The sequence below is a fragment of the Streptococcus sp. 27098_8_148 genome (assembly GCF_041432105.1).
Taxonomy (GTDB): Bacteria; Bacillota; Bacilli; order Lactobacillales; family Streptococcaceae; genus Streptococcus; species Streptococcus parasanguinis_AE.
The window spans coordinates 1-10905 of record NZ_JAPVYY010000022.1; the positions used below are offsets into that span (position 1 = coordinate 1).

The following is a 10905-nucleotide window of genomic DNA, read 5'->3' on the forward strand; positions in this document are numbered from 1 at the left end:
TCATTTGGGAGTTTAGCTCAGCTGGGAGAGCATCTGCCTTACAAGCAGAGGGTCAGCGGTTCGATCCCGTTAACTCCCATTTAAGCGGGTGTAGTTTAGTGGTAAAACTACAGCCTTCCAAGCTGTTGTCGCGAGTTCGATTCTCGTCACCCGCTTTGAACTTTTGTTCATTTTTACCAAGTTTTTAACTTGGGCGCGTAGCTCAGGTGGTTAGAGCGCACGCCTGATAAGCGTGAGGTCGGTGGTTCGAGTCCACTCGTGCCCATTAATAGTATGGTCCGTTGGTCAAGGGGTTAAGACACCGCCTTTTCACGGCGGTAACACGGGTTCGAATCCCGTACGGACTATATATTTGGAGGATTACCCAAGTCCGGCTGAAGGGAACGGTCTTGAAAACCGTCAGGCGTGTAAAAGCGTGCGTGGGTTCGAATCCCACATCCTCCTTAATATTAACGCGGGATGGAGCAGCTCGGTAGCTCGTCGGGCTCATAACCCGAAGGTCGTAGGTTCAAATCCTGCTCCCGCAATTTGGCTCGGTAGCTCAGTTGGTAGAGCAATGGATTGAAGCTCCATGTGTCGGCGGTTCGATTCCGTCTCGCGCCATCAATTCAATAATCAGGAAGGGTAGCGAAGAGGCTAAACGCGGCGGACTGTAAATCCGCTCCTTCGGGTTCGGGGGTTCGAATCCCTCCCCTTCCATCCTTTACGGGCATAGTTTAAAGGTAGAACTAAGGTCTCCAAAACCTTCAGTGTGGGTTCAATTCCTACTGCCCGTGTTAATAATTATGGCGGGTGTGGTGAAGTGGTTAACACACCAGATTGTGGCTCTGGCATGCGTGGGTTCGATCCCCATCACTCGCCTATTTATTAATATTATTATTGGGGTATAGCCAAGCGGTAAGGCAAGGGACTTTGACTCCCTCATGCGTTGGTTCGAATCCAGCTACCCCAGTTAAATTTATGCCGGCGTGGCGGAATTGGCAGACGCGCTGGACTCAAAATCCAGTGTCCGCAAGGACGTGCCGGTTCGACCCCGGCCGCCGGTATAGATTGAAAGACAAGGTTTTCGGACCTTGTCTTTTTTTATTTGATTGTTGAATTTGTAACGCTGAGTTACTTAAAATTACTAATTTTATAACAGATCATCTAATTTATCCGCTAATTTTTGTTGCTTGCTTGGATACAAATGTGAGTAAGTATCTATTGTTGTAGTTATAGATGCATGGCCTAATCTTTCTTTTACGACAAGATAATCTTCTCCTTGATTTATTAGTAGGGAAGCATGTGAATGCCTGAAGTCATGAATTCTTATCTTTTTTAAAGAACCATCTCTTTGCAATATTTTTTATATTGTTTTTCGATTGAATCTTTAGTTATTGTAATCGGGCTATTTTGAAATATCTGTAGATCATCTAGGTTGGTTGTAAATTCTTTCAATCTTTCATGCTGTATTTGTTTCCACTCTTCTAGTGTCTCTACTAGTTTGGTATTCATGATGATTCTTCGAGTTCCAGCCTTTGTCTTTGTGCTACTAATGTGTTCTTCACCTTTTTTGACGTATACTGATTTACTTACATGGATAGTATTTGTTGAAAACTCTATATCCTTCCACGATAGAGCAAGAGCTTCTCCCAGTCTTAGGCCAGTAAAGAATAGAACAGTGAATAGTAATTTTATGTTGTATTCATCGTCGTTAAATAGTGTTAAGAAGTGCTTAAATTCTTTTACTGTCCAGAAATTTAATTTTGCTTTTTCTATTGGTAATTTTTTCAGTAATCCTACGGGATTTTCCTTGTAAAATCCCTTTCTTAATCCAACATCCAGAATTTTCTTTAGTAAAATTATAATTTTATTAATTGTATTTGGACTTAGCTTCTTTTCCGAGTTTTGAGCATTTTTATCTCTTAGATGTTCTCTGAATTGATAGATATCTTCATAAGTTAATTTAGCTACATCATCAACTTTTTCAAAATAGTTTTTTATATGTCTGTTATAGTTGTTTTCTTGTGTATCTATATAGCTTTGTTTTCTGTTGTTTATTTTATCCTCTTCTTTTAAGAGATCATAAAGGATATCAATTGATATTTTTGAGTTGAAACTTTTTTCTTTAAGTTCGACACTTCGTAGGTATTGTTCGGCTTCTAATGCTTCTTTTTTAGTTTTGAATCCTTTTCTTACAATTCTACGTTGTTTTAGAGATATTGGATTTATACCATTGGAAACATCGACAATCCAAGTTCCGTCTCTACTTTTACGTAAAGCCATAAGCTACGCTTCTTTCTGGAGTTCAATTCCTAGTAGTTCTTCAGCGACACTGGCTGGAATTGTACCTATCCGTTTGTTATCGTAGATGTTAAAACCACGATTCACTAATAGTAATTTGCCGGTATGGATAATCTTTCTTGCAGTTCCTGGAGCAAATCCAAGTTCGATAAGGTCATCTTTTGTTACAGTTTTAATCATGTGATCTCCTTTTCTAAATAGATTAAGTAAGGGGAGGATTAACTCCCCTTGTATTTTACTTATTTTTGTTTTACATCTACTAAATGGATAGCATCCGCCTTGTAATACATTGTCGTGCTAATCATAGTAGCTTGTAAATTGTCAAATGTAACTGGTACTTCATCCATTGCTTGGATATAGTCATTATCAACCAAGGCATCTGGATTGTCTACTGAGACTTGGGTTGATTTCTTTTTGAATTGTCCATCCTTGATTGTTACATTGTATTTCCAACCAATGATTTTATCGGTATTAAAACGTCTTTCGCTACCATCTCGGTTTTTGATAATTTCTCCGTTTGCATCTGCTCGGACTTCCGTTTCAAATTTTGGAATGACTTCATCCAATTCAAATTTTGTTCCAATGTTATTGAAATTCCAGTCATTTTGTGAAAGCATTTTTGCCATAGTTAATTTCTCCTTTTGATATTTTCTTTGATTGTGGGGATCAAATCCTCTCTTTTAAAGAGTATTGCCCTTTCTATTAATCCACTTGCTAAATCTGGTGGATATTCCATATTGTTGAGTGCGAGATAGTTAGATTTCTCATACTCATGCAATAAATTATTGTCGTATAGAAATTTATACGCTTTTAGAATAGCTCCTGAACCTTTATAGGTAAACCATTCTAATTTTTGTTCCAGTTCTGTTTTTGGTTTTGAAATAATGATAGAGACAGGTTTTGAGTGACCTAAAAACTTTTCCCAAGATCTCAAAGGTTTTGAGAAATGGCTATCACTATAGAACCTCACTTTTTCTTTGAGATATCCCTTGGTAAAGTTGAGAAGATCTATTTCTGAATGCAACCATTCTTGAATGAAGTAGTGAGCTTTTTCTTTCCTAAGTTCTAACTCAGTTCTTATCCAATTTTCTATATACCGCTTGCTGATACCGAGCTTCTCAGCTCGTTCTAAGCGTTTATCGTAAATTCTAAGTCTTTCGTCATCATTGGGTTTTCTCAAATATAAGGTCTGGCCGATTGTTTCATCTCCGTAGGTATTGTAGTAGGTGCTTTTTCCATATATAAAGCGTTTCTTCTGACAAATCTTTAGAAGCTGATTAGGAGTGAAATAGGGTGTTTCATTAAAATCATCTATTGCAATATCAATTCGTCTTACTGAAAAATGATTGTAATTGTAGTAGAGGTTGTTCAAAAACTGTCTTTCGGACAGACTATTTGGATCTAATACCATATCTCTATAGAACTCGAGTGCCTGTCCTGACATGACAAGCATGTAGGACGACTCTTTCGCTCCATAGTAGATACGGATATTCCCATAATGAAGCTGGCTATCATAGTTATAGTATTTAAGGCTCCCTTTATTCTCAATAAATAGGTCATAGTCAAGAAATAGAATGTCTTCGATTATTTCTCTTGGCGAAAATTCAGTCTTATCAAACTGAATTTGAATCCAGTCAAATACAGAACGTAAATGTTCATTTTTTGCCATAGATTTTGATTCAACTTTTTGCTTAATTTTGCCACCCTTAAAATCTCCGAAACCCTTGGAAATACTGAATTCTTTCGATGGTACACCTAACTTGCAGAGGGTGGTGTTACTACACACCCTATCGGTCAAAAATGGTCCGTCCGCATCTACGCTCATTTTCGGCTTTCTGCCTCATGGCTCAGCCGAAAACTCGCTATTAGCCGAACCTATTTTTTGACCTCTTGTTAACAAACCCTAGTAAGCCGGTTTGCATCGACTCTTCAATATCTTGGATTTTCTTTTTTAGGTTGGAATTCTCAATTTTTATCAGTCGCATTTCTCGCTTAAATTCCTGTTTTAAGGCGCTCAGTTCATCGTAGAGCTCATCTATTACTTGGTTTAGGGATTCATGTTCATTGTCTGCTAGACTCCCAAATACGGCTTGTATAGCCTCTTTTAGACCTATTTCAAGTTTTAGTTTAGCTAACTTTTGAAATTGTCTAAGGTCTTCGTCTGTAAAATCATAGGCAACTGTATAACTTAATTGATGAGTTCTGGGATTTCTACTGATAGGAACTTTAATTTTCTTAAATTCCTTGCCACTTATCTCTTTAATCAGTTGAATCCAATTTTTAAGAGTAGAGGTAGAGTTTAGGCCAGAAATTTGATTGACTAACTCTTTATTGGTCATCTTTTTGTGAAACCTCCGAAATTTTCTTGTGCAACTGAAGAGTTTTCTGTGGTATAATTGTTACATAATATGTTTTGATCTTGGAACGAACGGCACATTTGTTTCAAGATTTTTTATTTTGTCGAATCCTACCTCCTTTATTAAAATTTTTTAAATCGACTACTAGTTACATACGCTTTTACCTCCTTTTATGCTATAATATTCTCAATGGAATATTCAATCTCAAAATAAATATTCCTTATGGAATAATTCTATTTTATACCGTTTAGAATATTTTGTCAAGCTAAAATATACGAATAAGAATATCTATAGGAGAATTATGTATACAGAGGATTATAAATTTTCAGAGAGGTTAAAAACTCTCAGAAAATCAAAAAAGTTAACTCAAGTACAAATATCGGAATTAATTGGAGTTCAACAAGGGACATATTCTCGGTGGGAGAATGGAACGTTAGAACCAGGATTAGAATTCGTTGTGAAATTAGCAAATATCTTTGGGACTACTACAGATTATTTGCTGGGACAAAAACCTTATTCAATTATCAGTAGTTTACCTCTAGAACAATTAGATCTTACCAATATTGCAAACTTTTCAAAGGATGAGTTTGATATTTTGAAACATTCAATAGCAGTTTCGGTGGCAAGAAATAAAATAAAGGCAACAGAACTAAAAGATAGAGTTATAGAAAAAAATCAGTTGTCAGAAAAAGATGCAGAACTTTTGAATAAGATTTTTGAAGAAGTTAAAACTTATTGGGAAAATTAGGGGGACGCTAGTCTTCAAAATTCCCTCCCAAAATGTGTCCAAAATATTGACAGAATTCTAGCTTTTCATTATAGTTCTTATGGAACTTTTTTTCTACAACAAAATAGGCTCCATAATATCCATAGGGGATTTACCCACTACAAATAGTATAGAGCCGGTTTTATTAATGTCCTGCATTTCCTAATAAGTTAACCATGACAACACCAATGATAATCAAAATTAAACCGATAATGCTATAAACATTTAGTGTTTCTTTGAAAATCATTACTGCGATAGAGGCTGTCAAAACTAAACCGACAGCTGACCATGTTGCATAAGCTATTCCTAAAGGAATTTTTTGCATTGCTAGTGATAAGAAATAGAAACAAACGCCATAGCTAAGTAGGGCAGAAACGGTTGGAATAGGCTTTGTAAAACCGTCTGATAATTTCAAAAGGTTAGTTCCCAATATCTCTCCTACAATGGCGATAAAAAGATAAAAGTATGACATGTCTTTAACCTCCTATATGTCATGTTTTTGCTCTAAGAGCTATTATAGCTATCCGTTTTTTATAAATCTTGGCACAAGTCATGAGAATTTGTAGTAAAACTGTGGCAGACACTTTTTCAGAACCAATAGCTGATAAGTTTAGTATATCATAAGATAAATTTTAAAAAAAGTCTTGATTTATTTCAATGTCTTGCGTGGTCTCGATTTTACTGGTAAAATTACTTTTAAGAACTTTAAAAAAGAGGTTTCTATATTTGACAAAACAATGACTTGTTGTCCCGAATGTGGGCATCCTTTGGAGAAAAAATTTTTAAAAGATGAGGGAGATATTCCTTATTGTTCACAATGTGCGAGTTTTCGTTTTCCAGTCTTTAATACAGCAATTAGTGCGATTTTATTTAATGAAAAACATGATAAGATTCTCTTGATTAAGCAATATGACATGGCTGAGCATATTTTGCTAGCTGGTTATGTGTCTAATGATATTCACAACCAATTTCTACAATCATTAAAGACAATTAATTTAGCCTCTCTTATTACGGATATGGGTAATAAAATTGCACAAAACTAGTCCAAAACTCTTTTTAATAAGGAGTATACTTTCTAGCATTTTATAGTTACTAAAAAGTATCTAAACTTTGGAAGTGATACTAAGTTTTAAAAAATATTATGGAAAAAAAGCTTATAAAATCAATATTTCTGAGATTTAAAACTAATAATATTAGACTCAAAATCCAGTGTCCGCAAGGACGTGCCGGTTCGACCCCGGCCGCCGGTATAGATTATAAAGGAGTTTTGCTCCTTTTTTTGTTTTATTTTTTTCTTTTTTATGATATAATTAACCGGTAAAGTTTCTTTTGGTGAATTAGAAGGAGTTAATTTTGTCTGAAGTTGCAAATAAAATCGATCGATTTTTAAATTCTATTTTATTGTTATCAGAAAATCAGCATGAGATTTTAGTTGGTTCTTGTACAAGTGGTGTTTCATTAACCAACACTCAGGAACATATTTTAATGCTGGTTGCTGATGAAGCTCTAACCAATTCTGTCTTAGCTAAGAAATTGAATGTCAGTCAGGCTGCTATCACGAAGGCCGTGAAGCCCTTATTAAGTCAGGGGATGCTGGAGACTTATCGCGATGAAAATGATGCTCGGGTTCTCTATTACCGTTTAACTGAGATTGGTAAGCCGATTGCATTAGAGCATCAGCACCACCATCAGCATACCCTTCACACTTATGAGGATGTTTTGTCGAAGTTTACCAAGAATGAGCAAGGGGTTATTTCGCGGTTTTTAGATTTATTGGAAGAGGAGTTATAGTTTGAGGTATATTACGGTTTCAAATTTATCGTTCTATTATGATCGAGAACCGGTTCTGGAAGGGATCAATTACTACTTAGATAGTGGAGAGTTTGTTACGCTGACTGGTGAGAATGGGGCTGCTAAGTCTACCTTGATTAAGGCTAGCCTTGGCATCTTACAGCCCAAGGTTGGGAATGTTGAGATTTCAAAGACGAATGTTAAGGGAAAGAAGTTAAGGATTGCTTATTTGCCACAACAGATTGCTAGTTTTAATGCAGGATTTCCCAGTACGGTCTATGAATTTGTGAAGTCAGGTCGGTATCCCCGTAAAGGCTGGTTTCGAAAGTTGAATGAGCACGATGAAAAGCATATTCTAAAGAGTTTAGAATCTGTTGGGATGCTGGAGTTCAAGGATCGGGCGATTGGTTCTTTGTCTGGTGGTCAGAAACAGCGGGCCGTCATTGCTCGGATGTTTGCTTCAGATCCGGATATCTTTGTTTTAGATGAACCGACAACAGGGATGGATGCGACGACAAAGAGTGATTTTTATGAGTTAATGCATCATAGTGCGCATCACCATCAAAAATCTGTCTTGATGATTACACATGATCCTGAAGAGGTTAACCAGTTTGCGGATCGGAATATTCATTTGGTTCGTGACCAAAGCTCTCCTTGGAGATGTTTTAATGTCCATGATACTGAAGGGGAGGGTGACCATGCTTGATTTATTCCAGTATGATTTTATGCAGCGGGCCTTGTTGGCTATGGTTGCCATGAGTCTTTTTTCTCCTGTGTTAGGGATTTTCTTGATTTTGAGACGGCAGAGTCTGATGAGTGATACGCTGAGTCACGTCTCTCTTGCGGGTGTCGCTTTTGGGCTTTTCCTTGGGATCTCTCCAACGCTCTCGACTATGATCATTGTCATTATAGCTGCGGTTTTTCTAGAGTATTTGCGGACCTTATTTAAGGACTTTATGGAGATCGGGACGGCAATTCTAATGTCCACTGGTCTTGCCCTAGCTTTGGTACTGATGCGTGGTGGTGGGAAAAGCTCCATGAGCTTGGATCAATATTTGTTTGGTTCTACCCTAACCATTACGGATGAACAGGTGATCGCCTTGTTTGTGATTGCTTTCGTTGTATTAGTGCTGACGGCCTTATTCTTGCGGCCTATGTATATTTTGACCTTTGATGAAGATACGGCCTTCGTAGATGGCCTTCCGGTCCGGACCATGTCCATCTTATTTAATGTGGTAACGGGTGTTGCTATTGCTTTAATGATTCCTGCAGCAGGATCGTTATTGGTTTCAACCATCATGGTCTTACCGGCTAGTATTGCGCTGAAATTAGGGAAGAACTTCCGTGGGGTCATGCTGATTGCGGTCATCATTGGTTTTATCGGGATGTTTAGTGGGTTGATTTTGTCTTATATTGCAGATACACCAGCGAGTGCCAGCATCACGCTTTTATTTGTGGCCTTGTTCTTGCTTGTGAATCTTGGATCACGTTTGAGGAAGTAGATATGAACGTTAAAAAATTTGGTTGGTTATTGTTAGTGGCTTTAACACTTGTTTTGACAGCTTGTGGCAAAAGTCAGAGTCAAAATGGGAAATTAAAAGTGATGACCACTTTCTATCCTGTTTATGATTTTACAAAAAATATTGTCGGAGATGAAGGAACGGTAGACCTGCTCATTGGAGCGGGATCAGAGCCCCATGAATATGAATTGTCTGCTAAGGGGCGGGCTATGATTCAAGATTCGGATGTTTTCGTCTATGAGAATGAAAACATGGAAACGTGGGTTCCAAATCTTTTGAAATCAATGAAGGATAAGAAAACAAAAGTGATCGATGCCACCAAGGGCATGGTCTTGCTTCCTGGATTGGAAGAGGAACATGAACACGAAGGGGGCGAAGAACACCATCATGAATATGATCCTCACCTTTGGCTCTCTCCACATCGTGCTATGAAGATGGTAGAGTCGATTCGCGATCAGTTGGTCGCAGCTTATCCAGATAAGAAAAAGACGTTTGAGAAAAATGCGCAAACTTATTTGAAGAAGTTACAGGCTTTGGATCAAGCTTATCAGGATGGCTTGAAAGATGCTAAGCAAAAGAATTTTGTGACCCAACACGCGGCTTTCCGTTACTTGGCCTTGGATTATGGTTTAAACCAAGTGGCCATTTCAGGGATTTCACCTGATAGTGAGCCTTCTGCTGCACGATTGCGTGAATTGACAGAGTATATCAAGAAAAATGAGATCAAGGTGATTTATTTTGAGGAAAATGCTTCTAAGTCCTTGGCGAAAACCTTGTCTTCTGAAGCTGGTGTTGAGTTGGCTGTCTTAAATCCTTTGGAAAGCCTGACGGATCAAGAAATGAAAGATGGCGAAGACTACGTTTCTGTCATGAAGGAGAATCTGAAGGCGCTAGAGAAAACCACATCCCAAGCTGGTAAGGATATTCAACCGGAACATGAGGAAGATTCTAAGACGGTTCAAAAAGGCTATTTCGAGGATAACCAAGTCAAGGATCGTAGCTTAGCAAATTATGCAGGTGATTGGAAATCGGTTTATCCATACTTGCAAGACGGAACGTTGGATCAGGTCTTTGATTATAAGGCAAAATTAAATCCAACCATGACTGCTGCTGAGTATAAGGAATATTATACCAAGGGTTACCAAACAGATATTGATCGGATTAAGATTGATAAGGATTCAATGGAGTTTTATCAAAAAGGATCTTCCAAGAAATATACCTATAAATACGTAGGTAAGCATATTTTGACTTATAAGAAGGGGAATCGTGGTGTTCGTTATCTCTTTGAAGCGAAAGAGAGCGATGCGGGAGACTTCAAATATGTTCAATTTAGTGACCATGAAATTACTCCGGTAAAGGCAGCTCACTTCCACATTTTCCATGGAGGAAAGAGTCAAGAGGCGCTTTATGATGAGTTGGAAAATTGGCCAACTTATTATCCTTCCAACTTATCTGGTTTAGAAGTGGCACAGGAAATGCTGGCACATTAAGAGCTGTATCAAAAGAGAGACTAGGACTGATTATCCCGGTCTCTTTTTGATTAAAAATGGGGAGCAAAGCTTGTCAAATGCTTGAAAATACGTTACAATGAAAGGGCTTTAAATTAAAAAATGTATGGGGAATTTTAAATGAAAAAAGTTGGTGCAATTCTTGTGAGTCTTTTCAGTGTGGTCCTGTTGGTAGCTTGTTCGCAACAGGGAGCGAGCAAAAAATCAACCGCTTCCTCTAGTCAAACGACGACCTCTTCTGAAGTCAAAAAGACGGATGCTTCTAGTTCAGAAGTGAAGGAGAAAGAAAAAAAAGAAGAGAAAAAAGAAGTGAAGAAAATGGATCTTGAAGCGATTGCCAATGGAGACTACAGCAGTATTGCTGGTATCTGGCAAGATGATAAGGGAAACAAGCTGGTCTTTAACGACAAAGGGTTGGTCTCACAAGAGTTAGAGGGCTATGGAGCTTCTTTGACGGATTATGGAACAGCATCAGAAGGCATTTATGGTGGTCGTGATGGAGGCTTCTTGTTGGAGTATATTCCTGCAGGAGTGACCATTGGTGATCAGGTCGATGATCAAGGACAAGTCGTCTTTAAAGATACATCAGATACCTCTAAAAACCGCTTATGGTCTGGTGTTGGTATCGCTAGTTTTGGGGAACAAGGCTCGATCTACTATCATGTAGGAGATGAATAATG

12 protein-coding genes, 12 tRNA genes and 1 pseudogene are annotated in these 10905 nt (G+C 37.9%); 19 read left to right on the top strand and 6 right to left on the bottom strand.

Going from position 1 to position 10905, the window contains the following annotated elements:
* Positions 1–6: 6 nt before the first annotated feature.
* The 12 genes from O3646_RS10475 (at position 7) to O3646_RS10530 (ending at position 1046) form a co-directional block, all read left to right on the top strand.
* A tRNA-Val gene (locus tag O3646_RS10475) sits at positions 7–79 on the top strand.
* Between the two features lie 5 nt (positions 80–84).
* Positions 85–155 (top strand) — tRNA-Gly (locus O3646_RS10480).
* A 36-nt stretch (positions 156–191) separates the two neighbouring features.
* A tRNA-Ile gene (locus O3646_RS10485) sits at positions 192–265 on the top strand.
* Between the two features lie 10 nt (positions 266–275).
* Positions 276–347: transfer RNA gene (locus O3646_RS10490), tRNA-Glu, on the top strand.
* 7 nt (positions 348–354) lie between these two features.
* Positions 355–444, top strand: a tRNA-Ser gene (locus tag O3646_RS10495).
* Between the two features lie 9 nt (positions 445–453).
* Positions 454–527, top strand: a tRNA-Met gene (locus O3646_RS10500).
* Positions 528–530: 3 nt separating this feature from the next.
* Positions 531–603, top strand: a tRNA-Phe gene (locus O3646_RS10505).
* Between the two features lie 15 nt (positions 604–618).
* A tRNA-Tyr gene (locus O3646_RS10510) sits at positions 619–699 on the top strand.
* Between the two features lie 6 nt (positions 700–705).
* Positions 706–776: transfer RNA gene (locus O3646_RS10515), tRNA-Trp, on the top strand.
* A gap of 12 nt (positions 777–788) precedes the next feature.
* Positions 789–861, top strand: a tRNA-His gene (locus O3646_RS10520).
* 19 nt (positions 862–880) lie between these two features.
* Positions 881–952, top strand: a tRNA-Gln gene (locus tag O3646_RS10525).
* Between the two features lie 10 nt (positions 953–962).
* A tRNA-Leu gene (locus O3646_RS10530) sits at positions 963–1046 on the top strand.
* An 86-nt stretch (positions 1047–1132) separates the two neighbouring features.
* Here O3646_RS10530 and O3646_RS10535 read toward each other — a convergent pair.
* The 5 genes and pseudogenes from O3646_RS10535 to O3646_RS10555 all read right to left on the bottom strand — a co-directional run bounded on the left by O3646_RS10535 (position 1133) and on the right by O3646_RS10555 (position 4622).
* Positions 1133–2265 (bottom strand): annotated as a pseudogene (locus tag O3646_RS10535) (tyrosine-type recombinase/integrase).
* 3 nt (positions 2266–2268) lie between these two features.
* On the bottom strand, positions 2269–2463 hold the full coding sequence (locus O3646_RS10540) for a DUF3173 domain-containing protein (RefSeq protein ID WP_000598356.1): 195 nt from the start codon (positions 2461–2463) through the stop codon (positions 2269–2271).
* A 59-nt stretch (positions 2464–2522) separates the two neighbouring features.
* The gene (locus O3646_RS10545) at positions 2523–2909 is read right to left on the bottom strand and encodes a hypothetical protein (RefSeq protein ID WP_001096843.1); all 387 of its coding nucleotides are present in this window, start codon (positions 2907–2909) and stop codon (positions 2523–2525) included.
* Positions 2910–2911: 2 nt separating this feature from the next.
* A complete protein-coding gene (locus O3646_RS10550; protein ID WP_371610853.1) occupies positions 2912–4108 on the bottom strand; it encodes a replication initiation factor domain-containing protein in 1197 nt (398 codons plus the stop codon).
* Positions 4109–4148: 40 nt separating this feature from the next.
* A complete protein-coding gene (locus O3646_RS10555; protein WP_000182279.1) occupies positions 4149–4622 on the bottom strand; it encodes a hypothetical protein in 474 nt (157 codons plus the stop codon).
* A gap of 319 nt (positions 4623–4941) precedes the next feature.
* On the opposite strand from O3646_RS10555, the gene O3646_RS10560 reads away from it, so the two are divergent.
* Entirely contained in the window at positions 4942–5388 is a 447-nt protein-coding gene (locus O3646_RS10560; protein WP_000287814.1) for a helix-turn-helix transcriptional regulator, read from the top strand.
* A gap of 163 nt (positions 5389–5551) precedes the next feature.
* On the opposite strand, the gene O3646_RS10565 is transcribed toward O3646_RS10560, so the two are convergent.
* A complete protein-coding gene (locus O3646_RS10565) occupies positions 5552–5878 on the bottom strand; it encodes a multidrug efflux SMR transporter (RefSeq protein ID WP_009732038.1) in 327 nt (108 codons plus the stop codon).
* 172 nt (positions 5879–6050) lie between these two features.
* Here O3646_RS10565 and O3646_RS10570 point away from each other — a divergent pair, with 172 nt between their 5' ends.
* The 6 genes from O3646_RS10570 (at position 6051) to O3646_RS10595 (ending at position 10903) form a co-directional block, all read left to right on the top strand.
* Entirely contained in the window at positions 6051–6449 is a 399-nt protein-coding gene (locus tag O3646_RS10570; protein ID WP_045616577.1) for a hypothetical protein, read from the top strand.
* Between the two features lie 310 nt (positions 6450–6759).
* Positions 6760–7197 (top strand): zinc-dependent MarR family transcriptional regulator, encoded by a 438-nt coding sequence (locus tag O3646_RS10575; RefSeq protein WP_003004547.1) that lies wholly within the window; start codon positions 6760–6762, stop codon positions 7195–7197.
* A 1-nt stretch (position 7198) separates the two neighbouring features.
* Positions 7199–7903, top strand: a complete 705-nt coding sequence (locus O3646_RS10580; RefSeq protein WP_049503809.1) for a metal ABC transporter ATP-binding protein — start codon at positions 7199–7201, stop codon at positions 7901–7903.
* Positions 7896–8699, top strand: a complete 804-nt coding sequence (locus O3646_RS10585; protein ID WP_003009676.1) for a metal ABC transporter permease — start codon at positions 7896–7898, stop codon at positions 8697–8699. Before O3646_RS10580 ends, O3646_RS10585 begins: the two co-directional genes overlap by 8 nt.
* Before the next feature lie 2 nt (positions 8700–8701).
* Complete coding sequence (locus tag O3646_RS10590; RefSeq protein WP_371610854.1) at positions 8702–10207, top strand: zinc ABC transporter substrate-binding protein AdcA; 1506 nt, start codon at positions 8702–8704, stop codon at positions 10205–10207.
* Between the two features lie 138 nt (positions 10208–10345).
* Entirely contained in the window at positions 10346–10903 is a 558-nt protein-coding gene (locus O3646_RS10595; RefSeq protein ID WP_070505306.1) for a DUF6287 domain-containing protein, read from the top strand.
* Positions 10904–10905 lie beyond the last annotated feature (2 nt).